This window comes from Acetomicrobium sp. S15 = DSM 107314 (genome assembly GCF_016125955.1).
GTDB classification, from domain to species: domain Bacteria; phylum Synergistota; class Synergistia; order Synergistales; family Thermosynergistaceae; genus Thermosynergistes; species Thermosynergistes pyruvativorans.
The window spans coordinates 1-24,161 of the sequence record NZ_JADEVE010000028.1 but is presented as its reverse complement, the minus strand read 5'-3'; the positions used below and the strand labels follow the sequence as shown (position 1 = coordinate 24,161).

Genomic DNA, 24,161 nt, shown 5'->3' with positions numbered 1-24,161 from the left:
CAAACCATTACTGCAATAGACGTAAAATTCCGACAGAAAACCATGGAACAAATGTAAGAAGCATTAATATTATAATCATACTAAATAAGAATGGGATTATGCCACGAAAGATTTTCCCAATTGAAACTCCTCCTATAGCCGAAGCCACAAATAGATTTTGTCCATATGGAGGTGTAATAAATCCTATCGCTAAGTTATAAGTAATTATAATGCCAAACTGTATCGGAGTTATGCCAAATTTGGTGACTATTGGGAGAAATATAGGAGATAAAATAATAGTGGCTGGAATATTATCGACAAAACAACCAACTAGCAGAAGAATAGCATTTGTCAAGGCCAATATAATAAATTTATTACTTGTTAAAGTAAGAAGTGCCTCACTCATCTTAATTGGAATCTGTTGCATGCTCAAGTAAGATGCAAAAGATGTTGAAAGACCAACTATAAAAACTATTATACCATTCACCATAAAAGCTTCTAAAAATGCCTTATATAAAGAATTTAAAGTCAATTCATGATAAACAAAAGCACTAATCAAAATACTATACACCGAAGCTACAACAGCAGCTTCTGTAGGTGTAAAAATACCTGCATAAATGCCTCCAAGAATTATTAATGGAACCATAATTGCCCATTTTGCATCAAATAGTGCCTTCATAACTTTGTTAAAGCTTACATTTATCTCCTGACCTACATATCCCCTCTTTTTTGAGATAACATAACTTGTAATCATCAGCCCAATTCCTATCAATATGCCTGGAAAAATTCCGGCAAGAAACAGGTCGCCAACAGAAGTACCAGTCACTACTCCATAAATCACGAATGGAATGCTCGGTGGAATAATTACACCTATAGTCCCCGCCGCTGCGGTGATTGCAGCAGCAAAACTTTCATCGTATCCTTTTTCTTTCATGTCAGGTATCATAAACGATCCTACGGCAGAGACTGTGGCCAAAGCCGATCCCGAGAGCGCAGCAAAAAACATGGATGTTATCACAGTAATCATGGCAAGCCCACCGGTAACAGTTCCTATTAAAGCACTTCCTAAGTTTAACAAACGACGAGCGATTCCACCAGTTTGCATCACAGTACCTGCCAGTATAAAAAATGGAATTGCCAACAAAGGAAATGAGTCAATTCCCGCAAACGCATTCTGCGTGATTATTATTGGATTCAAGTCACTTATAAATGTAAGGTTGAACAGCGTTGCTAAACCGATGGCAATACCAATTGGCACACCAAGAAAGATGAACACAATGAGACTTCCAAAAAGCAGGGCAGCTTCAACCATTATTCTTACCCCTTCCGAGACGTGAAGAGACTTATAATATACACAACAATGAGCACGCTTCCTAATAAACAAGAAACTGGCACAGCCGCATATGCATAACTCATCGGCATTCTTAGAGCTGGAGAAACCTGACCGCGTGATGCCAATAAGCGGAGGAGTTTAAACCCATTTATAACCAAAAATAAAACCATTATTAAACTCAACGACCAAGCTATTGTCTCGAAAACTATTTTCAACCTTGGGCTCAACCGATGGCTTACCACATCTATTCGAATGTGCTTTCCATGTTTAAGCGCAAGACAAAAACCTAACCAGCTTTGCCAAACGAATATATAACGCGCAAGTTCCTCACTCCAAGATAGGGAATAGTTAAAAATATATCTCATAATAACTTGAACAAATACTAAAATTAAGCTAAATAAGAAGCTCGACACCAAGAATCTCTCAAATAGGAGGGTCAACGCAGAGCCCCCTAAGAAGCTCCGGGTTGACCCTTTTTCATCTTGTCCTTCAACCTTCTTTTTCTTTGAAGAATTGGCCTGATTTGTCACGATAATTAACCTTAGTAAAATCTATTTAATATAGCTATAATGGATATAGCTACTATTGATTTGCTTCGTCCATAGCCAATAATAACTCTTCAGAAAAACCTTTCAGATATTTATCTCGGACCGGTTGTGTTGCCTCAACAAATTTTTGTCTGTTTTCTGGAGTAATTTCGTTCACGATCATTCCTTCTTGCTCGAGTTTAACAACATACTCTTCCTGAATTTGCGCCTCTATCACGCGCTCCTGCTCAACTATTTGTGTTCTAGCCCCATCAACAACAATTGTCCGAAGCTCTTCTGGCAGAGAATCAAAGAATGCCTTGCTAATTGCTATCACGTTGAAATTCCACGTATGACCAGTAAGGCTAAGGTACTTTTGTACTTCGTAAAATTTCGATGCATAAATCAAGGGTGGAGGATTTTCTTGACCGTCAACCGTGCCTTGCTGCAAAGCAGTGTACAGCTCGCCAAAGCTCATAGGCGTAGGATTCGCACCTAAAGTGCGGAACAAATCGACATATACCGGATTTTCCATCACACGCATTTTAATGCCTTTTAAATCTTTAGGTTCATGGATCGGCCTAACATTATTAGTAATGTGACGTTGACCATAATCCGAGAACCCTAACCCAACCATGCCAAATGCAGGCAATTTACTGTTAAGAATTTGCCCAACTTTGCCATCACAGGCATGTACGGTAGCTTCTCGATCCTTAAATATAAATGGCAGATCCAATATACCAAAAGAAGGATCGTAATTAGACAGAACCGCACTTGCTGCAGCAGTCATCTCAAGCGCCCCAAGAGAAACCGTCTCTAAAGCCTGACGATCGCCGCCCAATTGTGCATTCGGATAAACTTCAACAATAATCTTCCCGCCTGAGCGATCTTCAACATAGTTCTTAAAATCAAGGCAACATTTGTGCAGTGACCTTTCTTCCGGTTCAACATGAGCCAGTCTAATTTTATAATTACCCCGATCTGCAGCTGTGGCCTTAGAGCTACCACAGATAAAAACACTTGCCACAACAATCAAAAACGCGTAGCATAAGATTTTTTTCATGGCTACCCCTCCTATTTGGGCTATCCAAAGGGCTTTCTGCCAGAAAGCAAACCCACTGACCATCGTTTCATCGTGCACTCCCGACACCCTAGTTCTTACTCTTCGAAAAATCACCATCCTCCCTTAACTCCAAAGCTCCAGCTACAGAAATTGTTAACGCGCAAACTCGACGTGCCAAATGATGACATTCACCTTTGATGAAATGCGATGGAAACCTTTGAGTGCTATAATTCATTTGGATTCTGTTTATATTGCAACTCCTCACCTAAATTATCTAATAGAAAAGCACTTCTGGTCCAAAGTGTCAAGCTTGATTATAGAGTGTTTTAGGCAATAGATTGGGCTTAGGCGTTTGAATTGGCATATTTCTCAATTTTTTCCTGCTATTTCTCAAGTTTGCTTCGTTTTTCATACAGACACATCTGGAGGTGCATCAAGACCAAAGAAACAGCCCCTTTCCGATCAACTCCTTATTATCAATTTATAGCAGACAAGAATGCATGGGTTCGTCTAGAAATGAATGCTACTGCCCGTTGAATTAGAGGCGGCGAGCGCTATTTGGGGGTCAAATACGGACAGATACTCAGTATTGCCGTAGAAAAGAGAGCCCCTCAGTCCTTCGGTCAAAGGGTTGAGGGGCTCTGCAGGTTTTCGTATATGCTTTTACGCTCGTCTGTGCTTTGCGTAATCGGGGTTGATCAACCCGGGGATCTCCTCACCCCTCAGGTAGGCGAGCACGGATTTTACGGCGCCACCTACCTCTCTCATGATCGTTTCCTCGGTCCAGCCCGCCACATGGGGCGTTAATATGGCATTTTTCAAACCCACGAGAGGATGAGTTGATTTGGCCGGTTCCTCGGCGTATACGTCTATGGCAGCGCCCCATATTTTTTCTTCTTTAAGAGCCCTCGCCAGGGCTTCTTCGTCTATAATCGGCCCACGAGCAGTATTCACCACAACAGCCGTAGATTTCATCATGGCGAACTCCTCGTCAGAGAGGAGATGATACGTCTCGTCCGTGAGCATGCAGTGAATAGAGATCACGTCGGATTGTGTGATCAGGCGCTTCAGGTCATCTATAAAAGTCACGCACTTCGGCTCATCGCCCTTTTTGTAATAGGGATCGTAAGCCAACACCTGGCAGTCATAGCCTTCGAGCCTCCTTGCAACCTCGCGGCCTATAGCCCCATAACCGATGAGCCCCACTACTTTGTCTCTGAGTTCGCGCCCCATCGTGTAAGGAGAGCGCCACTCATCATGAGCTACCATGTCGATAAGCAAGTTCAACCGGCGTAAGCAAGCCATCATCATCATAACTGCGAATTCCGCCACGGTGGTGGAATTCGCTCCAGGCGTAAACGTCACGGCGATGCCCTTCTTCGTAGCGGCATCAATATCAACGTTGGAGGGTTTGGCGCCACACTTAGAGATAATCCCCAAGTTCTTAGCGTACTCCATGTCCTCAGCAGATACACCACAGCGCGATGTGATGATCATTGCCGTGGCATCGCTTACGACCTTCCTCACCTCTTCAGGCGTCAGTGCCTTCTCCGGATAGAGGAATATCACCTCTGCCTCTTTCTTAAGCTCCTGAAACCACTCCTCCGGCCCTTCGGGTTCGACCACATAAACACGACGATCAGAAGCAGCCAACATGCGCACCTCCTTAATTATTCATTCAACTACAATAGCGAGGTCAGGACAAGACTTCTCACAGAGCTTGCACCGTATGCAATCTTTCTGCCGCGTCGGCGCGGCTACGTTGAATCCTTTTTTGTTTATCTCATCGGTTATATCGAAGACATTCTTCGGGCAAAAGTGGATGCACAGTCCGCACCCTTTGCACAGATTCTTATCTATATAAACGGCCATATTATTCACCTCTTATCTCTTTTATAATCTGTGCTGCCTCTTTGGGAGTTGTGGCTATCTTCGCGCCGGCACGGGACAACGCAGTAATCTTAGATTGAGCAGTGCCGCGATTGCCTTGGATTATCGCCCCGGCATGCCCCAAAGATTTGCCCTCAGGGGCAGCCCTGCCAACTATCAACGCCACAACCGGTTTGGTGACGTTTTGGGCTATGAATTCAGCAGCCTCCTCCTCGGTCGTCCCGCCGATCTCTCCCAAAAGCAGTATGACTTCGGTTTCGGGGTCTTCCTGAAAGAGGCGCACTGCATCCCTCTGGGTGAGCCCCCAAAGAGGGCCTCCTCCTAAAGCGATGACGGTAGACTGCCCTATGCCGGCTTCGGTCAAAGTTTTACCCACTTCATAGGAGAGAGCGCCGCTTTTGGACACTACGCCCACGTTCCCCTCCGTGAACATTCTCGGCGGGTGAGCCCCGAGCTTGCACTTGCCCGGGGATATGATGCCAGCTGCACCAGGCCCGAGGACAGTGGTCCCTTTGGCCTTGGCATAAGAGAGGATCTCCAGGACATCGTGGTCTGGGATCTCTTCCATCGTTAGCACCAAGAATTTGATGCCGTTGTCGATGGCTTCAAACGACGAGTCCTTAGCTGAGCGGGCAGGAACGAAACTGATAGCCGCGTCTATCCTGTGTTCTTTCAATACCTCGCTTACGAAGTCGTAGACGGGCACGCCTTCTGCCATTTGCCCTCCCTTGCCCGGAGTCACGCCTGCCACAACTTTGGTTCCATAATCGAGCATGACCTTCGTCTGAAGGCGACCGGAGCGTCCCGTTATCCCGAGGACGAGCACGTTTGTATCTCTATTCACCAGCACAGCCATCAGCTATTCCTCCCAGCCAAAGCCACAACTTCATGCACTGCTTCATATAAGTCATCATATGTTTTGAGATTAGCTTCTCTCATAATGCGTTTCCCCTCTTCTTCCATTGTGCCGCACATCCTCACGACGATAGGGACAGGAAGCCCTTTCTCCTTTTGGTAGCGCACGATGCCTTCTGCCATCTCGTCCATGCGGTTGAAACCGCCTATCAACACCACTATGATGGCCTTGACATTCTTATTGTTTAAAGTCTTCTCGAGGGCGGAGTACATAACCTCAGGGCTCGTAAGGCCGCCCATCTCGCAGAAGCACGCAGCCCTTGCCCCGGCATCGCTTATGAGGTCGAGCGTGAGCATTCCCGTGCCAGCCCCGTCGGATATGAGGCCAACCGTACCATCAAGAGGCACATAGGTAATCGTGTCAGTGGAAACGCTTACAGCTTGGCCTCCGATAGCGGCTTGTTGTTCTGCAAGCCTTTCGAAGAGCTCGCTTCTCCTCCAACGCGCTTTATCGTCCAACACGACCTTGGCATCCAGCGCCAACAACCCTCGAGGCGTCTCAGCGAGAGGATTTATCTCCACAAGTGTTGCGTCGTTTTCTCTCAGGGCCCGATACAGACCCGTCAGCACCTTCCTCGCTTCTTCAACTTCACAGGCGAAGCGCTTGGCAACGTAGCGAACCTGATAATCCATTACGCCGACTATGGGATCTATGAGTAACGAAAACAACGCTTCGGGAGCGCTTTGGGCAACTTGCTCTATTTCAACCCCCCCGGTTGCGCTCCCCATGAGCAAAAAGGATTTGCTGCCGCTGGGTATAGTGATAGACAGATAAAATTCTCTCTTGATATCCGCAGTCTCTTCTGCCAGCAAAGCGCAAATCTTTTCGCCCTTTATCGAGGCGCCCAAAAGGCTTTCAAACGCCTTCTTCCCCTCTTCAGGCGTCTTGCAGACCTTTATTCCGCCAGCCTTCCCGCGCCCTCCCACGAGAACCTGAGCTTTCAGAACTGCCGGAAACTCGACAAGCCCCAATTCTTCCTCTCTCGTAACAAGTCTGCCGCGAGGAACTGGTATGCCGGCTTCTCTGAAGAGCTCTTTGCCTTGAAATTCGTAAAGTTTCATCGCACCAATCACCGGCCTAAAAGATATCTATTTTGGTTCCCTTAGCAAGCTCCACGCCTGCATCTATAGCCCTTTCATTGAGCTCGTGAAAACGCTCGGGGACCAGTTCTTTCATCGTCTCGACCACGTCATCCCTCGTGATGAGGCCAGTGGCCTCCTGGAAATAGCCGAGCATCACCATGTTAGCGCAGATCCTGTTGCCCAGCTTAACCGCCGTCTCGGTGGCCGGCACAGAATACACCCGAGCCGTCGTATTGTGCAGATCAGTGACCATCGCCGGATCTACGATGAGGATCCCGTTAGGTTTGAGGCTCGGAAGGTACGCATCGAGCGCGCTCTGGAACATAGCCACCAAAATGTCTTTATTCTGAGTTGCGGGGGAGTTTATCGGGGAATCTGAAACGATCAACTCTGCCTGGCACTGCCCGCCTCTGGCTTCAGAGCCATAAGACTGCGTCTGCACGGCGTAGAGACCGCGCTTCGTCACGGCGGCCGTCCCCAATATGATCGCCGAAAGCACTATCCCCTGTCCGCCAAAGCCACAAATCCTTATATTTATCGGCTTCATCTCGCACCTTCACCTCACTCGCAGCATTCGCAAGATTCCAAGTCATAAACGGAGCTGCCGCGGAATATCGGGCGCTTGAAATCCACAAACTCGCCCACAACGAATTTGCCGGCCTTCTCTTCCTCGGATAGCTTATCGGCTTGTGCCTTGGTTATGCACCGATCCATGATCCACTTGAGCGTTACGGCCGGATCGCCGCTCCTCAGGGCATATCTTCCATAATTGGTGGGACATTGAGAGAGCACTTCGACGAGACCAAACCCCTCATGGGTCAGCGCTTTTTTGAGCGTGCGCTCAAGTTGCACGGGACGACCCGTAACCTCTCTGGCCACGTATGTAGCCCCAGCGGTGACGACGAGCTCGCAGATGTCGAAGGAAGGCTCGGGGTTACCGAAGGGAGTGGTCATAGTTCTGACCTGCGAAGGCGTCATGGGGGCAACTTGGCCGCCGGTCATGGCGTAGTTGAAGTTGTTGGCGACCACCACCAAGGCGTCCAAATTGCGCCTGGCGGCGTGTATCAGGTGATTTCCGCCTATAGAGGCAACGTCACCGTCGCCGGCGAAGATTACTACCTTAGTCTGCGGTTTGTGAAGCTTTATGCCAGTGGCCCAGGCAAGCGTCCTGCCGTGAACTCCGTGGAGTACGTCTCCTTTCAGATATACGGGAATCCTGGCCGTGCAACCCACACCACCGATGATCACCATTCTCGACGGATCCATGCCCAGCTCGTCGCAAGCCTGAAGAAAAGCGTTCAATATCTGTCCACAGCCGCATCCAGGACAGAAGAAATGCGGAAGCTTCCCTTCTCTGATATATTTTCTCAATGGGTTAATTGGCTGACTCATCGCCATACCTCCTTAATGACTGCATAGACTTCCTCGGGGAAGTGAACGAGCCCTCTGTTCTTGGTGGCCACCGCTGTCCTGCACTTTGCACAGCAGAGGCGTTCGACTTCTCTCGTATATTTGCCAATGTTCATTTCAACCGTGATGGCGAGCTTCACGTGGTTAGCCACTTGAATTATCTGCTCTTCAGGCACCGGCCATACAGTATCGAGCTTCAAAACCCCAACCTTAATACCGTCAGCTCTGGCCATCTCCATCGCGTCTATACATGGACGCACTTCGCTGCCATAAGCTATGAGCGCTACATCAGCATCATCCATCTTAAAGGCCTGCGTCTTGCAGATTTTGTTCCTATGCTGCGTAACTTTGCCGGTTATACGCTTATAGAGCCGCTCAAACACATCGGGATCCCAGTCGATGCTCCCCTCCTCGGAATGGGGGTTTAGCGAATAGATAGCGCCGTATCCCTCTCCCAAAGGCGCGAAGTCGGGAACGCCGTACTCCTCATTAGCTTTGAAGGGAAGGTATTTGTCTGGCGGCAGGGATGTGTATCGCCTGTTCACTATTTCTATCTCCTCCGCCGGCGGTATGACGAGCCTTTCTCTCATTAAGGCTATCGTCGTCTCGGACATAATTATTACAGGGTTTCGGAACTCCTCGGCGAGGTTGAAGGCCCTTATCGTGAAGTCGAAGAGCTCCTGCACGGAAGACGGAGCAAGGACTATGAGCTCGTGATCGCCACTCGGCCCCCATTTCATCTGCATCACGTCGGCCTGAGAGGCGAAGTTTTCGCCACGGCATCTCTGGACGTCAACGATAACTATGGGAGCTTCCACAGCTACAGCATAGCCTATCCCTTCTTGCATGTAGTTATACCCGGCGCTTGCCGTAGCTGTCATAGCCTTGGCCCCCGCAAGCGATGCGCCCGACAGGGCGTAGATGGAACAGAGCTCGTCCTCGCCCTGTAAAAACTTGCCACCCACGGTCGGAAGGCGCTGTGACATGCGCTCCGAGATTTCGTTGGCCGGCGTTATGGGATATCCGGCAAAGAAATCGCATCCAGCGGCGAGCGCCCCTTCTACCACCGCATAGTTGCCCAGCATGAAGTGAGTGCCCGTTAGCACCCTCTGGGCTCGCTCAGTTGTTGATGTTGCCATTTTATAACCTCCCCCTTTTTAACAACCTTAAACAGATCCCCTCTTGACTTTCAAGCGTTGATAGATATAGATAGAAGCCATTATCAAAATACCCGCACCATCGGTCAATACTCCCGGCTTTATCAGGGCAAGCGCCCCTCCGAAGAGGATGACGCGCTCCCATAGGGCCATGTTTCTAAGCCAATAGCCGGAGGTCGCAAACCCGAGGGCGAAAACGCCTATTATGGCAGTCGTCGATGCGACTATTACCTTAAGCGGAGTAGCCCCTATAAGGAGCAAAACCGGATCATAGGCGAATATGTATGGAATGAGGAAACCGGCCAGAGCCAACTTCAAGGCTGTCCAGCCTGTCTTCATAGGGTTGGCCCCCGCTACGCCCGCTCCGGCATACGCTGCCAGGGCGACGGGCGGTGTGAGGTCCGCTATTATGCCGTAGTAGAGGATAAACATATGAGCGGCAATAGGTGGCAGGCCGAACTTCTGCAGCGCGGGAGCAGCCATACTGGCCAACACTATATACTTCGCAGTCGTCGGGAGCCCCATCCCCAACAATATGGAAGCGAGCATTGTGAAGACTAACGTTAAAAAGAAAACCCCCCCGGCCAGATAGATGATGCCGTTGGCGATCTTCAGACCCAAACCGGTGAGTGTAACCACACCTATGATCAATCCGGAGCAGGCACACGCCGATGCCACACCCAAGGCACTCCTCGCGCCATTCTCCATCGCCTCATACAGATCTCGTGGTTTCATTCTGGTATTCTTTCGCATCATGGCTATGACTATCGTAATGATGATGCACATAAAAGCCGCACGCAGCGGTGTATATCCTTTGACGAGGAAGTAGACCAGCACCGCAACCGGTATGAGCAGGTGCCCACCGTCTTTTAAGGTCTTCCACACGTTCGGTAACAGTTCGCGAGGCAGACCCTTCAAGCCCAGCTTCAAGGCTTCCATGTGGACCATGACGAAGACGGCCAAATAGTAGAGAATGGCCGGCACTATGGCGGCTGCTGCTATGCGGATGTAGGGGACGCCTATAAATTCTGACATGACGAAGGCCGCCGCCCCCATGATCGGTGGCATGAGTTGGCCTCCGGTAGACGCCGCAGCCTCTACGGCACCGGCAAAATGAGGTTTATATCCTATGCTCTTCATGAGAGGGATGGTAAATGTTCCAGTGGTGACCACGTTTGCCACAGAGCTGCCCGATATGGTGCCGAACATGCCGCTGGCTACGACGGCTATCTTGGCGGGGCCGCCCACCTGATGGCCGGTGGCTGCCATCGCCAAGTTTATGAAGAACTTCCCGAGGCCGGTCTTATGAAGAAAGGCACCGAAAAGGATGAACATGAACACGAAGGTGGCCGATACGCCCATGGGCAGTCCCAAGAGACCCTCAGTGGTGACATACATGTGAGTTATCACCCTGCGCAGCGGAAAGCCACGGTGGCCGAACATGCCGGGGATATAACTGCCGTATAAGGCATAAAGAAGACATGCCGCAGCCACGATCACGATCGGCAAGCCCACTATCCTCCTCGCCGCCTCCAAGACCAACAGGATGGCCAAAGCGCCGAAGACGAGGTCAAGAGTTGTAGGTAATCCCGCTCGATACATAAGAGGGGTGTATTCTACCACTATATAAGCGCCTACAGCTACCCCAAAAAGCGCAAGGATTACATCCGTCCAGTGAAGTTCCGTGCGGGAACTCTTTTTGCTAACAGGATAGAGTAAAAACACCAAAAAGAGCATAAAGGCGAGGTGCACGGATCGCTGTATCTGCGCCGGATACACGCCGAAGGCGGCCGTATAAAGCTGAAATGCAGAAAATGCCACAGCGCCCAGCGAAATGACCCACTTCCAAAACCCTGTAAGCCTGCGGTATACGGACTCGCGATCGTATTTCTCTAATATCTTTTCTACGTCTATGGTTTGATCTTCTGTGACCAGCTTTTGATCCCTGTTTTCCGTATCGCTCACTTTAATTCCCCCTCCCCCACTCAATATTGTGTTATCGTTGCAAAAACCTCTCAGAGACATACCAGAGAAGCGGCACTTCTTCCACAGAAAACACGAGCGCCTCTCCTGCTTTTGCGAGATCCACCAGCCTTATCTCCTCACCACGGAAAACAAAGAGGTGATCTGCAAACCTGCCCACCCTTATTACGAGATCGGGAACCTCGTAATTATAGCCGACGATCTTAAATTTGCCATCTTTTGCGATAAATCTCTGCCCGCCCTTCACCTCAAAAGGCAAACCCGCACCGAAGGAATCATACTCGGTCTCCAGCAACGTTATCTTCTTCCCGGCACTAAAGCCGAACGTCTCCACCACCGGCCTTTTTGCGACCGAATGCGTAAACTTTATTGAAAAAGTATCGTTTATTCCGATAGTTACGGCATAAACGATAGTATCGTTCGCATCTCTTATCGTCAACACAGAGACCGGGCAAAAAAATACAACCGCGGTCGAAGATAAAACGATAACAAACAACAGTCGCTTTGTTTTTGGCATCGTCGAGGATCCTCGATTCCCGATCGCTTAGATTGTTTCCTACGCTTCGCCTTGCCGCCCTGCAAGAACTGCCATAGTGTATACAACGAGAAAAGTGCTGTCAAGGCGCCACAGGTCCCAAATCCTATTTGTGCGTACGTTTTGATTCGCTTAAAAAATCGCAGTGCCTTAACTCATATCGCCGGCCTCCACGGTCACTGAACAATCTGCCGTCTCCCATACCTGCACGGACTTGAGATCGCAGTTGGGCCGCCTAACCGATCCCTCCAGGCGTCGCCATATCCACATAGCGATGTTTTCCGCCGTAGGCTGATCGATTATGTCGTTCAAATATGCGTGGTCGAGCTCGCTCAAAACAGCGCCCTGAACCACACCCTTCAACTCTACAAAGTCGAAGAGCATGCCTTCGTTGTCCGGCTTTCCCTCCAAGGTCACGGCGAGGCGGTACGTATGGCCGTGAAGCCGCTCGCACTTGCCATGATATTTAGAGAGGCGATGAGCAGCATCAAAGGTGAATTCTCGCCTCAAGAGCACTCACACCACCCCCGAACGTCTTGTTTTCAAAGATCCTCAGAACCGCTCGGACCGCCATCCAAGGGAGACAGCTTCGTTTGCACGGCAGCCTCGCCCCAGGGAGCAAGTCCCAGCATCGCTTTCATCTGCAGGGCATTTTTAACGGCATAGTCGCGATAACAGTTATTGAACATGATAAAAATCCTGGGCACGCTCTGCGCCGCTAAGAGGGCCTGGTCTTTCCACTTGGTCAACTCTTCGACGGTATAAAGATAAGAAAATCTCTCCTCCACCGAAGCGCCGGCTTTGCGCCAACCCGATACATTGCGGCCATGAAACCTCACAACCGTTCCCCAGCTTGCTGTGAGCGGCCACAAAGGCGGGACAGTCCAGGGGAGTTCGGGCTCGTCAACGGCGACGTAAGCCACGTTTTCATCCCGCAAAAAACCGAGGAAGCGTTCGGACGTACCCTCTTCGAGCCATGAACGATGCCGAACCTCTACGGCTATGGGAAGCGGCAGTGTCAGCTCTCGAATACGCTTAAGGTAGAGCAGCCACCGATCCTCAAAGCGTATCCGAGGTGGGAGTTGGAACAGGAGATAACCGAGCCGTCCAGCGCTGTGAAGAACTGCAACGAGTTCCAAAAAGGCATCCAAAACCCTCTTGCGAGTCGCCCGAGGAAAATCATAAAGCGTGACGAGCTTCTTCCCGTTCTTAACCTGACCACCGAGCCATCGAGGCAAATTTTCGATCGGTAGGGCGTGCAACGTCAGAAGGGCAAAGGCTTTGACGGAAAAGAGAAAGTCGGGAGGCGTACGAGCCATCCACAGGTAGATTTCCCTCTGCGCCGGTATGGCATAGAAAGTGCTGTTCACCTCGACACAGTTAAAGTGAAGGCTGTAGTGGCGTAACCTGGAGGCGGCGCCATTCGCCCCCTTAGGGTACCATTCGGAAGAAAGCAGCGACCTGTCGGCCCACGAGCAAGTTCCTATCCGAAACTCGGCCATGTCCTCAAAAAATCCTCCCCGCAACACCTCGTGATATATTATACTTCGTGTAGATTTTACCTCTTAAGTTCCTCGCTAACGACGGCACAAGCCATCATCAGGAGGTGTGGGTCATGAAACGTATACTGGCTCTGTTGGGCAGCCCGAGGGAAAACGGCAATACTGCGACACTGGCTCGCGCCGTGGCGGAAGGAGCCGCAGAACGAGGGTACGAAGCGTCCTTCGTGCAGCTGGCACGCCTCTCGATAAAGGGATGTATAGATTGCAGGCGCTGCTGGGAGAAGGGAAGGCCCTGTGTCATAAAAGACGACATGGATGCCATTTATGACTCCCTCGCTTCGTCAGATGCCGTAATCTTCGCCACTCCCCTCTATTGGTATACATGGAGCGGGCAGATCAAACTTCTATGGGACAGGTTGCTGCCATTCGGCTCGCCGAAGGCCGAAAAGAGCTTAGCCGGCAAAAAGGCGATCCTCGTGGCTGCAGCCGGCGAGGAAGACCTGTCGGCTTTCGATGGCCTTCTCTTTTCATACGACAAGTCGTGCTCTTTCCTTGATCTGCTACAGGTAGGAAGGATTCTGGCCACAGGGGTTTATGAAGCGGGCGAAATCGGTAAAGGGGAGTGGCTTTCCGAGGCGAAAGACCTCGGAAGGAGACTCGCTTGAGCGTCTTTTTCTTCCTCTTGGCCCTCCTTTTGGGCGTATACGCAGGAAAGACGAGGGCACCCCGCGCCCTCGTCAACAATTCCGGCAAGGTCCTCACCACCTTGATCTACGCTCTGCTCTTCGTCGTGGGGATCGAAGTGGGAGGTCACAGAGAAGCTTTAGCCAACCTGAAAGAGATAGGATTGCAGTCGACAGCAATATGCGCCGGATCCGTCTTGGGAAGCGGCCTGCTCTCCCGGCTGGTGGCGGGCAGAGGAGACAAGGAAGATGGAGCTTAGAGCGCTTGCCTTCCTCGCGTCTGGCATCCTCGTAGGATACAGCGGCTTGGCGGAGTGGGCTTTTACCGTATCTGACAAGATAGTTTCGTGGCTTCTGTTATTTCTGTTCTTCTTCATAGGGGCCGATATGGCACTCAAGGGGTCGCTCGGAGAGCTTCTCCGCTTAAAGGGGAGGGAGATATTTCTGCCCTTCGCAAGCCTCTTGGGAGGCGCGGCAGGCGGCTTTTTGGCCGGATGGATGGCAGGCGCATCCCTTCCATTAGCCACTGCCTCCGGCATAGGAAGCGGCTACTACAGCATTACGACCGTCCTGCTCAAGGAGATGGCCGATCCGACCTCGGCCACGATAGGCTTCCTCGTGAACCTCATGAGAGAATGCCTGGTCATAGCCGCTGCGCCCTTTCTGGTAAGGCTTTTCGGCAAACATGGGACCGTAGGCATAGCCGGCGCTACGGCGATGGACGTGGCTTTGCCGTTTATAACCAAGAGCGCCGGAGGGGAGATAGCGCTCCTCTCCTTCGCATCGGGCGTGGTAGTTTCGGTCTTAGTCCCCGTGATGGTGCCGCTGTCGTACCACATAGTCGAAAGGGTATTCGGCGCTTGAAGTTGTGTATACACAATAATTACATACCATTCGTCAAATCTCATGGTTGGACTTGCAGGTTTTTTTAAAAAATACTTGCATAATTCCCCCAGCGTATGGTATAAATAGCCATCACGCACAGGGGGTGGTTTTAGTGGAAAGACCGACATCATATTTCGGGCGCCATGTCTTCAATGAAAAGGCAATGCGCGAGCGCTTGCCCAAGGATGTATTTGAACAACTCACCAGCGCCATCAACGGAGGGCAACAAAAGCTGGATAGCCGCATAGCTGACGTCGTGGCGGCAGCGATGAAGGAGTGGGCGATATCGTTAGGAGCTACGCACTACGCCCACTGGTTTCACCCGAGAACAGAGCTGACGGCGGAAAAGCACATGGCTTTCCTCTCTGTAGACGAGCGAGGAACGCCCTTAGAGGCTTTCACGGGGGGCGAGCTCATTCAGAGTGAGCCCGACGCCTCGTCTCTCCCTTCTGGAGGCACGCGCAGCACCTTCGAGGCACGCGGCTACACGGCATGGGACCCCACGAGCCCGGCCTTCATCATACCCACGGAAAACGGGGGGACGCTCTGTATACCGTCCGTCTTCCTGTCCTGGGATGGGACGCCACTCGACATGAAGACGCCGCTCCTCAAGGCAATAACAGCCATCGAAGAGCGGGCCATGCGCATGTTGCGACTCTTCGGCAATAGGGGCATCCGTTGGGTCAAGGTGACCGTAGGGGCGGAACAGGAATTCTTTTTGATAGATGAAGAGTTAGCGCGCAGGCGCCCAGACCTTGTCCTCTGCGGACGCACGGTTATAGGATGCCTCCCTCCTAAGGGGCAGCAGCTCGAGGACCATTATTTCGGCGCAATACACCCGCGCGTTTTGGCATATATGGAGGAAGCCGAACAAGAGCTCCACAAGCTCGGCATCGCCATTAAGACGCGCCACGATGAGGTTGCCCCGTGCCAGTTCGAGTTTGCCCCTCAATTCACGGAGGCAAACCTCGCCACAGATCAAAACCAGATCACGATGAGCACAATGAAAAGGATCGCCCGCTGTCACGGCTTGAGACTCCTCCTCCATGAGAAGCCCTTTGCCGTCATCAACGGAAGCGGTAAACACACCAATTTCTCGCTCATGGATAGCGATGGGCATAACCTATTGGAACCGTCCACGAGCCAGCGCAGGAATGTGCAATTTCTGGCATTTTTGGGCGGTCTGCTTTTAGGCGTATCCAAGTATAGCTCGCTACTTAGGGCATCTGTCGCATCTCCAGGAAATATGTATAGGTTAGGCGGAAACGAGGCGCCGCCCGCTATCATGAGCGTTTATTTAGGCAATGCCTTGACGGATGTGTTGAATCGATTGGAGGAGGGTTTCCCCGATGAGATTCCGACCAAAGGATTGATGGACTTGGGGTTGAATAAGCTCCCGTCCATAAAGAAAGAAAATTCTGACCGCAATCGGACAGCCCCGTTGGCGTTCACAGGCAACAAGTTCGAGTTTCGCGCGACCGGCGCGTCTCAGTCAATCGCCGGTCCTCTTACAATGCTCCTTACTATCTGGGCCTGGGGAATAGAGGAGGTTACAAACAGGATCGAGAGCCGACTCGGGAATACCGATATAGCAGACGCAACTTTGGATGTCCTGCGAGATGTTGCAAAAGAGAGCATGGCGATACGATTTGAGGGCAACTGCTACGACCCGGAATGGCACGAAGAGGCACGGCGCAGGGGGCTTCCTATCGCCAACGCAACGCCGGAAGCGCTTGCCTACTACCTGATCCCGGAAAATAGGGATCTGCTCTCCGGGCTTAACGTAATGACTGACAGGGAAATTACGGCTTACTACGAAACGCGGCTCGAGCAATACGTCAAGACCGTCGACATCGAGATGGCCGTAATGGATGACATGATACGCCACGGCATATTGCCCAGCATATCGCGGCAAATTACCCAAGAGGGGAGCGCTCTCGAAAAAGCCGCAAGTCTGTTGGACGATGGCTTGGAAACTTGGAAGGGGCACATGAAAACCCTATGCGGTATAAAAGAGGCGCTCCTTCAAAAGCTCGAAGAATTGAAAAACTTCCGCAAGAAGATCAAGATGGAAGAACTCGAAGATAGCGCTTCTCTCATAACGGGAGATGGTTTAAAGCTCATGAACGAGATCCGCTCCTTGAGTGACGCCGCAGAATCGTGGATAGCCGACGACCTGCAGCCGTTTCCGCCATATAGAGATCTTTTAGTGATACACTGACCCCATAACAAAGGCGTGGGTGGCGGGTGCAACTCTTCGCCCATGCCGTCCGAACTGAGGAGGAATGGAAATGAAGGAAGCCGAATACAAGGGATTCACGACAAAGGCTCTGCACTGCGGCTGGGATTACGACCCGACCACCGGCGCGTTCGCCCTGCCCATATACGCCACTGCAGCGTATAAACTGCCGAGCGTAGACGAAGCCGCGGCCCTCTTCTCTTTGGAAAAGCCAGGGCACACATACTCAAGGATATCAAACCCTACCGTCGCAGCTTTTGAGGAAAAGATCGCTGCCCTGGAAGGAGGTGCGGCGGCGGTGGCCACGTCGTCGGGACAGGCCGCATTCGCCCACCTCGTCATGCTCCTCTGCAAGGAGGGCGACCACATAGTGGCCGAGCGCTCGTCCTATGGGGGCACGATAACGCTACTCAAAAACCTCTTCTCTAAGTTCGGCGTAACCACGAGCTTCGTAGATATCAACGACGTAAACGAGGTAGAAAGGAGCATCAAGCCCCGCACGCGCTGTATAATCGCAGAGACGATAGGAAATCCCGGCTTGAACATCCCTCCGCTCGAAGAGTTGGGAGAGGTTGCCGAAAGACACGGCATACCTTTGGTGGTGGACAACACCTTCGCCTCGCCGGCCCTGTGTCGACCGCTCGAACGGGGTGCCCATATCGTCGTCCACTCCACCACGAAATACATAGACGGCTTCGGCAATGCCATAGGAGGTGTCGTGGTGGACGGCGGAAACTTCCGCTGGGCCGAATTGGGAGAATGGCCCGAATTCACCGAGCCCGACCCGGCCTATCACGGCGTCGTGTTCTGTGAAAAGTTCGGCAAGACAGCTCTCGCGGCGAAGCTTCGAGCCTGCATATTGAGGGATCTGGGCGGCTGTCTTTCACCACATAACGCCCACCTCTTGTGCCTTGGGCTCGCCACACTCTCGCTCCGCATGGAGCGTCACAGCAAGAACGCCATGGACGTGGCGCAATTTTTGGAGTCGCACGGAGGGGTGGAGTGGGTTTTATACCCGGGGCTTTCAAGCCACCCGCAGCACGACCTCGCCAAAGCGTTTCTGAGAGGCGGTTACGGTGGCATGGTTGCTTTCTGCATAAAGGGAGGGCTCGAATCGGGCAAGCGTTTCCTCGACGGATTAAAGCTCTTCTCAATAGTGCCAAACTTGGGCGACGCGAGGAGCATGGCAATTCACCCGGCCACCACCACCCACTCGCAGCTTTCGGCCGAAGAGCGAAAAGGCAGCGGCATCGACGAGGGGCTGATACGGCTAAGCATCGGTCTTGAGGACATCGAAGACATAATCGAAGATCTAAGGCGCGGGCTCGACGCTGCTCAATAAAGACATATAATCCAGGGGGACATACAACGTACTATCAGACGTATGTTCCCTTGGTTCAATCCTATAAAGGCCTGGTTTTAAATACCGAGCCATTTCCTTTAGACCCTCTGTATCGTCGATGCGGGCATATAGCTCGAGGAGTTTTTTGAGGTCTCTTGCCTGGGGTTCTTTATAAAAATAATTGCGCATGGTAGCGATAGCCTTTTCGACGTCGTCTTCGCTTTTTGTAATTTCTGCCGCTTCGATAAGAAGATATGCTAGCTGCCTCTCCGCTAAGTCACTCACCATGGGAGAGCGTAGCGCTTTTTCTAAATGCTCCTTTTTTAGCTCGAAATCGCTGGTTTCAGTCGCAAGCGCTAAGGCTCTGTCTCCAGCCAAGCCATCGGCCAGAAATAGAAGGCCAAAGATCGCCACAACTGCCATACCGAGGCCGAAGAGCCTAAAGAGGCCGAGCCTGTTGACGTTAGCCCAAGGGGCTGACCTTGGCAGAAGTTCTTTATTGGCCAAGGCGAAAGCCAAGCTCATCCATAGGGCATCCTCTATGCGGTGCAAGGGCCTCGTCCACTGGGCGTCCATCCAGAAGAGAAAAAGCATACCCACAGCCCATATAGCTTCCAGTGAAATCCCTCTGTCATCTTTTACAGCCCTGTGAATATTGTGGAGCCACCAGGCCGCCATACCTATCAAAAAAGCCCCTCCTACTATACCGGTCTCGCACAGCCACTGAAGGACCTCGTTGTGCGCCCAAAGGGTGTATTTCCATTCCATATCGGGGAAGCGGTCAAACATCAACCGTTGGGCCTCCAAGTAATTCCATTTGAAGTGACCCAACCCAACACCCGATAGAGGTTTTTGCGAAAACATCGTCAAGGACGTAGCCCATATACTCTTCCTGCCTGCAAGGCCAACTTCGCTCACTTTGTGCGATAAAAGTTCCAGTCTTTCTTTATTAATATAATAAACTGGAACAGACATGCATAAAAACATAAGGCAACATAATGCTACGCACATAAAACTCCTACGATTAAAACTTCTTTTGGTGAGAAAAAGAAGCGCCAAGGAGCCTGAAGCAAGGGCGAGAAGGCCCGAACGGCTCGTAGAAGACCACAGGCCCCAACTGTTAACCAAAAACAGGACAAGGTTTAAGGCAAAAATCGAGCGATAAAGCCGCTTCGAGATCTCACTTCTCAAATCTAAGACCTTTAAAAAAACGTAAATGCCCCCCAACAGACCACACGCTACCCACAAGGCTAACATGTTCTGTTGACCTGTATTTCCTATATAATTCCCAGAAGCGGGAACAATGAAAGGGAAAGGGCCATTTAAACCTGACAATTGAAGTTCGGCAAAAACCACGTTTAAAGCGGCGTTGAACGAACCCCCCAAAACGATGGGCACTAAGTATTTGTTACAAAAAGAATGGTAAAAAAGCAGATATGCCGCCCAAAGTGCAGAAAAAAAGAACCACTCCCTGATAAAGGTGGGAGGGGACTTTATGGGTGCCCAAAATGGCTGAAGAGACACAAAAAGCAACAGCACCAGCCACAGGACGCCAAAGGGATCCAAAAAGAAGTTTAAACCTTCAGGCCCATGTTTAAAAAGGCGATACCCTGCCACAACGCAAAGAACGGCGATGGGGACTAAGGAAAACACCCACTTCATCAAATGAAGCGTTTGGAACCAGAAACCACCGGAAAAGACTATATTCGGCAACGCTAACGAGGCGAAGAAACAGATAAAAACATAGAACCTACTGGGGCATAGGGTTGATTTACCTTCACCGGCTCTTGGAGTCATCTGTCGTCTCATCCTTTTTTAGGTCGACCGTGATCTCCATGACGAGGCGACTGTGAGCAAACTCCTTAATCCTCCAGGCCACGGGTATACCGCTCTTCCTGGCTTCCTGCACCACCTCGGAAAGCTTCTGAAGCAATATGTCACCCAGCTCTCCCTTTTGACCTAACTCGACGAGCCTCTCTTTTTTGCGACTGCGGCGGCCGGTGCGCTCTATGTCTTCTATTTTTACTTCGTTCCTGCAGATCATATCTGCCACTTCGCGCTGTGTCTCAGCCGGCAAGGAGAGGAGTGCCCTCGCTTGCCGCTCGGATAGTTTGCCCTCGACTACCATCTCTTGAACGCCTTCGTCGAGCTGTAAAAGCCTCAATTTGTTGGCCAACGCGGCCTGTGATCGACCGAGCCTTTTCGCCAGTTCCACCTGGGTCCAGCCCGTAGCCCGAAGCAGGTCGGCCAAACAGCGCGCTTCCTCTATGGCCGATAGATCCTTCCGCTGAATGTTCTCCACGAGGGCCGAGAGGCTCGAAGTCAAGTCGTCCATATTGATCACTATCGCAGGAATGAATTCAAGGCCGGCCATCTTCGCCGCTCTGAGGCGTCGCTCCCCAGCTACCAGCTCATATCCTTCTTCCACGGGCCTGACGACGATGGGTTGAATCACTCCCAGCGACTTTATGGATTCGGCCAGCTCCGCAAGGTCACCCTCGTCGATCCTCTGCCTCATCTGAGACGGATTGGGCCTTATATCGCCTATCGGCAAATTAGCGAGCTCTCTCCCGCCCTTAGGGGCTTCGGCCTGATTCTCTTTGAGGCGAAAGCCGAGTATCCGCTTTACGTCGACTTTATATTCTCCCTCCACAGAAGATCACCCCCACAAGGCGATCCGCCGAAGGGCGGACGAATTCTTCAAGTTAACAGCCGCTCCGCGTTGACGAAACGGGTGTATTCCTTCAAGAAGATGAGACGGACTACGCCCGTCGGCCCATTACGATGTTTGGCGACTATCAGTTCGGCCATGCTTTCGTCTTCGGGCACAGACGAATAGTAACCTGGCCTGTAGAGGAGCATTACGAGGTCCGCGTCCTGTTCTATGGCGCCGCTATCTCTCAAGTCAGAGAGCTGTGGGCGTTTGTCCTGTCGCGCTTCGACGGCGCGAGATAGCTGCGACAGGGCAAGTATTGGGATGTTGAGCTCCCTGGCTATGCCTTTGAGCGCCCTCGAAATCTCTGCCACCTCCTGCTGTTTGCTCTCGGTCCGCCGATGCAAAGACATGAGCTGCAGGTAATCCACCACCACGAGCCCTAAGTCCGGGAACTTGGCCTTGAACCTCCTGCAGCGAGCCCTCAGGTCCATCGTTGAAAGGAGCGAACTGTCGTCTATGTATATCGGGGCCTGAGAGAGCCTTCCTGCTGCCTCGGCCAGGTCGTCCCACGCCTCATCTGCGAAGGCACCGGTCCTCAAGTCGTGGATGTTAACGCGAGCCTCTGCGCCGAGCATGCGTTGAACCAGCTGCTCGGCGCTCATCTCCAGGCTGAACACGAGGACCGGAGATCTGAACTCCAAGGCAGTGTGCATGGCGAGGCCGAGCGCAAGGGCAGTTTTACCCATGGAGGGGCGGGCCGCTATGATGTTGAGACTCCCGGGCTGAAAACCGCCGGTCAACCTGTCCAAATCTATAAAGCCGGAGGGAGCGCCTGTAATGTGCCCGCCTTGGTGGAAGCGCGCCTCTATCTCTTGAAAGGTAGAGCTCAATATGGCCCCTACATGGCGGAAAGACACGCCGCTTCCCCTCTGGGTCACCTCAAAGAGGGTACGCTCCGCCTCGTCCAAAACCTCATCCAGTTCCTTATCCTCGGCATAGCCGAGCTTCGCTATCTCTCCGCCCGCTTGGATGAGACGGCGATGGATCGCTTTGTCGCGCACTATCTGCACGTGATATTCCACGTTAGCCGTCGTGGGGACGGCATCGATAAGCTCGGCCACAAAAGCTTGACCGCCCAAACGATCCGCCATTTCCCTGCGGTTCGCCTCTTCCAAAAACGTGAGAGGATCTACGGGCTTCCCCTTTCGTACCATATCGCTGACCATTTCAAAGGCCTGCTTATAACGCATATCATAGAAATCAGCGGGGGAAAGCCCCTCAACGGCCACGATCAGCGCATCTTGGCTCAGCAGACATGATCCGAGGACAGCGCGCTCGGCCTCTAAATTATGAGGAGGAACTCGATCTAAAGGGAGCGCCATGCTAACCTGCCTCCACCTTCACGGAGAGCTCGGCTTCAACACCGGGATAAAGCCTGACCTTGAACGGAAATACGCCGATTTGCTTGATGTTCTCCTCGATCTTGATGAGCTTCTTGTCGACTTTAATTCCCAATTGCTCCTCTATAGCCTCGGCCAGTTGGGCTGTGGTGACACTGCCGAAGAGCCTGCCCTTCTCTCCGGCGCTCATTTTGACCGTTATCCGCTTGCCCTGGAGGTTCTTCTTCTTCGCTCTGGCCTCCTCCTCAGATCTCTTTTCCCGCGCTGCCTTCCCCTCTTGGATGCTCTTCCACTCTCTCAACTTTGCTTCGGTCGCTTCAACAGCAAGACCTCGTGGAATCAAGAAATTGCGGCCGTAGCCATCGGCCACCTCCACAAGATCGCCGCGCCTGCCCAATTTTTCCACATCCTGCTTCAATATCACCTTCATTTATTCATTTCACCTCTCGCCTCGCTCATTTCGGCTTTGCGGCTTTAACTACAATAAAACGGTTTCAATCAGTGAAGAATGATGCGATACCGCAATAGGCATCACTTCCCGAAACGAGACCTCAAATCCAACCACAGATCGACAATGCCCAAGATCACCAACGCGTTCGACAAAAATGGCACAAGGACCACAAAGACGCATGCCATTACGCGCAACGCTGTCGGAAGGCCCTTACGGGCGAGAAAATACCACAACACGGCAGCGCCTTCCAAGAAAAAAAGCATAGTTACCACGAGCCTTAAATTCAAACCTACCAAAAAGAGGAAGCCCTTGCCGCCTCCCAACAACGTAAAGAGGAAAGAAACGAGGTAGGCCCAAAAAAGGCTCTTTGGGAAGCGCCAACCGCCAAAATTGGGTATCGGCGGCAACCATCCCTTCCCTATCCTCTTGAGCACAAAAGCGCTCACTGCGTAGCTCAATACGCAATCCAGCGCGGAGGCCATAACCAACACTGCTGGAAACATGAGATGCAAGATCTGGCTCATTTGGTCTATCTGCTTTTGAAGTGAGTCGGCCGAAAGCCCCATCCCTTCGAACAATCCCGCAGCCCATCCCATTCCTTCCTTCAAAGCGCTCGGATCCATGGCCATGGGATTCACACCAGTTGCCGCCTTGACGACAGCTATCAATAAGATTTTGCTCGCCAGCGACACGAGCACACCATAGAATAATATCTCCGTGGCCCTGCCGAAGCGGCGCGCAAAATATCCGAGACTGACACCCAGGATGGCGAAGCCAAAAAGGAAGAGCGCCCCTCCCATCACCCCGACGAGGGCAGTCACAAGTAGAGAGGCTACGGCTGCGCCCAAAATCGCACCGCGAACAGAGGCGCGCAACCCCATTATAACCAGAGGCACGGGACAAAAGAGCGACACGACCATCCCAAGCAGGGGTAAGTAATTCGAGGCCATAAACAGTACTACCGACAAGGCCACCAACAGGGATGCCTCCACTAAATCTCGCGGCTTCATGCTATACCTCCCAAGATGCAAAAAAGAGGAGGGGCGGGGGGGGTGTTGTGTGGATTGCCGGAGCGGCCGCGGAAGGGGCCGGCGACAGGGTCGACGCCGCACGCAGGCGCGACCGGCA

At 51.7% G+C, this 24,161-nt stretch carries 24 protein-coding genes; 5 read left to right on the top strand and 19 right to left on the bottom strand.

Annotated elements, in window-relative coordinates:
- Nucleotides 1-7 precede the first annotated feature (7 nt).
- The 14 genes from EZM41_RS00510 to EZM41_RS00445 form a co-directional block, all read right to left on the bottom strand.
- On the bottom strand, nucleotides 8-1,291 hold the full coding sequence (locus tag EZM41_RS00510) for a TRAP transporter large permease (RefSeq protein WP_198468348.1): 1,284 nt from the start codon (nucleotides 1,289-1,291) through the stop codon (nucleotides 8-10).
- A 5-nt stretch (nucleotides 1,292-1,296) separates the two neighbouring features.
- Nucleotides 1,297-1,725, bottom strand: coding sequence for a TRAP transporter small permease (locus EZM41_RS14460; protein ID WP_446697793.1), 429 nt, complete (start codon nucleotides 1,723-1,725; stop codon nucleotides 1,297-1,299).
- A gap of 169 nt (nucleotides 1,726-1,894) precedes the next feature.
- Nucleotides 1,895-2,902 (bottom strand): DctP family TRAP transporter solute-binding subunit, encoded by a 1,008-nt coding sequence (locus tag EZM41_RS00500; protein WP_198468344.1) that lies wholly within the window; start codon nucleotides 2,900-2,902, stop codon nucleotides 1,895-1,897.
- Between the two features lie 663 nt (nucleotides 2,903-3,565).
- Nucleotides 3,566-4,555 (bottom strand): NAD(P)-dependent oxidoreductase, encoded by a 990-nt coding sequence (locus tag EZM41_RS00495; RefSeq protein WP_198468342.1) that lies wholly within the window; start codon nucleotides 4,553-4,555, stop codon nucleotides 3,566-3,568.
- Between the two features lie 21 nt (nucleotides 4,556-4,576).
- Nucleotides 4,577-4,774 (bottom strand): 4Fe-4S dicluster domain-containing protein, encoded by a 198-nt coding sequence (locus EZM41_RS00490; protein WP_198468341.1) that lies wholly within the window; start codon nucleotides 4,772-4,774, stop codon nucleotides 4,577-4,579.
- A 1-nt stretch (nucleotide 4,775) separates the two neighbouring features.
- Nucleotides 4,776-5,648: a succinate--CoA ligase subunit alpha gene (gene sucD, locus EZM41_RS00485; protein ID WP_198468339.1), complete on the bottom strand. Its 873-nt coding sequence runs from the start codon at nucleotides 5,646-5,648 to the stop codon at nucleotides 4,776-4,778.
- Nucleotides 5,648-6,769, bottom strand: a complete 1,122-nt coding sequence (locus EZM41_RS00480; RefSeq protein WP_198468337.1) for a succinate--CoA ligase subunit beta — start codon at nucleotides 6,767-6,769, stop codon at nucleotides 5,648-5,650. The genes sucD and EZM41_RS00480 overlap by 1 nt, the downstream gene beginning before the upstream one ends.
- Before the next feature lie 16 nt (nucleotides 6,770-6,785).
- The gene (locus EZM41_RS00475) at nucleotides 6,786-7,337 is read right to left on the bottom strand and encodes a 2-oxoacid:acceptor oxidoreductase family protein (RefSeq protein ID WP_198468335.1); all 552 of its coding nucleotides are present in this window, start codon (nucleotides 7,335-7,337) and stop codon (nucleotides 6,786-6,788) included.
- Between the two features lie 14 nt (nucleotides 7,338-7,351).
- On the bottom strand, nucleotides 7,352-8,182 hold the full coding sequence (locus EZM41_RS00470; protein ID WP_198468333.1) for a thiamine pyrophosphate-dependent enzyme: 831 nt from the start codon (nucleotides 8,180-8,182) through the stop codon (nucleotides 7,352-7,354).
- Nucleotides 8,179-9,339 (bottom strand): 2-oxoacid:acceptor oxidoreductase subunit alpha, encoded by a 1,161-nt coding sequence (locus EZM41_RS00465; protein WP_198468331.1) that lies wholly within the window; start codon nucleotides 9,337-9,339, stop codon nucleotides 8,179-8,181. The genes EZM41_RS00470 and EZM41_RS00465 overlap by 4 nt, the downstream gene beginning before the upstream one ends.
- A gap of 27 nt (nucleotides 9,340-9,366) precedes the next feature.
- Entirely contained in the window at nucleotides 9,367-11,322 is a 1,956-nt protein-coding gene (locus EZM41_RS00460) for a TRAP transporter permease (protein ID WP_342449182.1), read from the bottom strand.
- 31 nt (nucleotides 11,323-11,353) lie between these two features.
- The gene (locus EZM41_RS00455; protein WP_198468327.1) at nucleotides 11,354-11,857 is read right to left on the bottom strand and encodes a DUF1850 domain-containing protein; all 504 of its coding nucleotides are present in this window, start codon (nucleotides 11,855-11,857) and stop codon (nucleotides 11,354-11,356) included.
- Between the two features lie 168 nt (nucleotides 11,858-12,025).
- On the bottom strand, nucleotides 12,026-12,391 hold the full coding sequence (gene queD / locus EZM41_RS00450) for a 6-carboxytetrahydropterin synthase QueD (protein ID WP_198468325.1): 366 nt from the start codon (nucleotides 12,389-12,391) through the stop codon (nucleotides 12,026-12,028).
- 26 nt (nucleotides 12,392-12,417) lie between these two features.
- On the bottom strand, nucleotides 12,418-13,377 hold the full coding sequence (locus tag EZM41_RS00445) for a DUF72 domain-containing protein (protein WP_198468323.1): 960 nt from the start codon (nucleotides 13,375-13,377) through the stop codon (nucleotides 12,418-12,420).
- Nucleotides 13,378-13,490: 113 nt separating this feature from the next.
- Here EZM41_RS00445 and EZM41_RS00440 point away from each other — a divergent pair, with 113 nt between their 5' ends.
- The 5 genes from EZM41_RS00440 (at nucleotide 13,491) to EZM41_RS00420 (ending at nucleotide 18,526) form a co-directional block, all read left to right on the top strand.
- Nucleotides 13,491-14,042 (top strand): flavodoxin family protein, encoded by a 552-nt coding sequence (locus EZM41_RS00440; RefSeq protein ID WP_198468321.1) that lies wholly within the window; start codon nucleotides 13,491-13,493, stop codon nucleotides 14,040-14,042.
- Entirely contained in the window at nucleotides 14,039-14,320 is a 282-nt protein-coding gene (locus tag EZM41_RS00435; protein WP_198468319.1) for a LysO family transporter, read from the top strand. Before EZM41_RS00440 ends, EZM41_RS00435 begins: the two co-directional genes overlap by 4 nt.
- The gene (locus EZM41_RS00430; protein WP_198468317.1) at nucleotides 14,310-14,924 is read left to right on the top strand and encodes a lysine exporter LysO family protein; all 615 of its coding nucleotides are present in this window, start codon (nucleotides 14,310-14,312) and stop codon (nucleotides 14,922-14,924) included. The genes EZM41_RS00435 and EZM41_RS00430 overlap by 11 nt, the downstream gene beginning before the upstream one ends.
- A 133-nt stretch (nucleotides 14,925-15,057) precedes the next feature.
- The gene (locus EZM41_RS00425; protein WP_198468315.1) at nucleotides 15,058-17,166 is read left to right on the top strand and encodes a glutamine synthetase III; all 2,109 of its coding nucleotides are present in this window, start codon (nucleotides 15,058-15,060) and stop codon (nucleotides 17,164-17,166) included.
- 70 nt (nucleotides 17,167-17,236) lie between these two features.
- On the top strand, nucleotides 17,237-18,526 hold the full coding sequence (locus tag EZM41_RS00420) for an O-acetylhomoserine aminocarboxypropyltransferase/cysteine synthase family protein (protein WP_198468313.1): 1,290 nt from the start codon (nucleotides 17,237-17,239) through the stop codon (nucleotides 18,524-18,526).
- Here EZM41_RS00420 and EZM41_RS00415 read toward each other — a convergent pair.
- The 5 genes from EZM41_RS00415 to EZM41_RS00395 all read right to left on the bottom strand — a co-directional run bounded on the left by EZM41_RS00415 (nucleotide 18,497) and on the right by EZM41_RS00395 (nucleotide 24,043).
- Nucleotides 18,497-19,783, bottom strand: a complete 1,287-nt coding sequence (locus EZM41_RS00415) for an O-antigen ligase family protein (protein WP_232618850.1) — start codon at nucleotides 19,781-19,783, stop codon at nucleotides 18,497-18,499. The two genes, EZM41_RS00420 and EZM41_RS00415, sit on opposite strands and share 30 nt — an antisense overlap.
- A gap of 520 nt (nucleotides 19,784-20,303) precedes the next feature.
- A complete protein-coding gene (locus EZM41_RS00410) occupies nucleotides 20,304-21,179 on the bottom strand; it encodes a ParB/RepB/Spo0J family partition protein (protein ID WP_198468309.1) in 876 nt (291 codons plus the stop codon).
- A 47-nt stretch (nucleotides 21,180-21,226) separates the two neighbouring features.
- Nucleotides 21,227-22,564, bottom strand: coding sequence for a replicative DNA helicase (dnaB, locus tag EZM41_RS00405; RefSeq protein ID WP_198468307.1), 1,338 nt, complete (start codon nucleotides 22,562-22,564; stop codon nucleotides 21,227-21,229).
- A 1-nt stretch (nucleotide 22,565) separates the two neighbouring features.
- Complete coding sequence (rplI, locus tag EZM41_RS00400; protein ID WP_198468305.1) at nucleotides 22,566-23,012, bottom strand: 50S ribosomal protein L9; 447 nt, start codon at nucleotides 23,010-23,012, stop codon at nucleotides 22,566-22,568.
- A 101-nt stretch (nucleotides 23,013-23,113) separates the two neighbouring features.
- Nucleotides 23,114-24,043 (bottom strand): YybS family protein, encoded by a 930-nt coding sequence (locus EZM41_RS00395; RefSeq protein ID WP_198468302.1) that lies wholly within the window; start codon nucleotides 24,041-24,043, stop codon nucleotides 23,114-23,116.
- Nucleotides 24,044-24,161 lie beyond the last annotated feature (118 nt).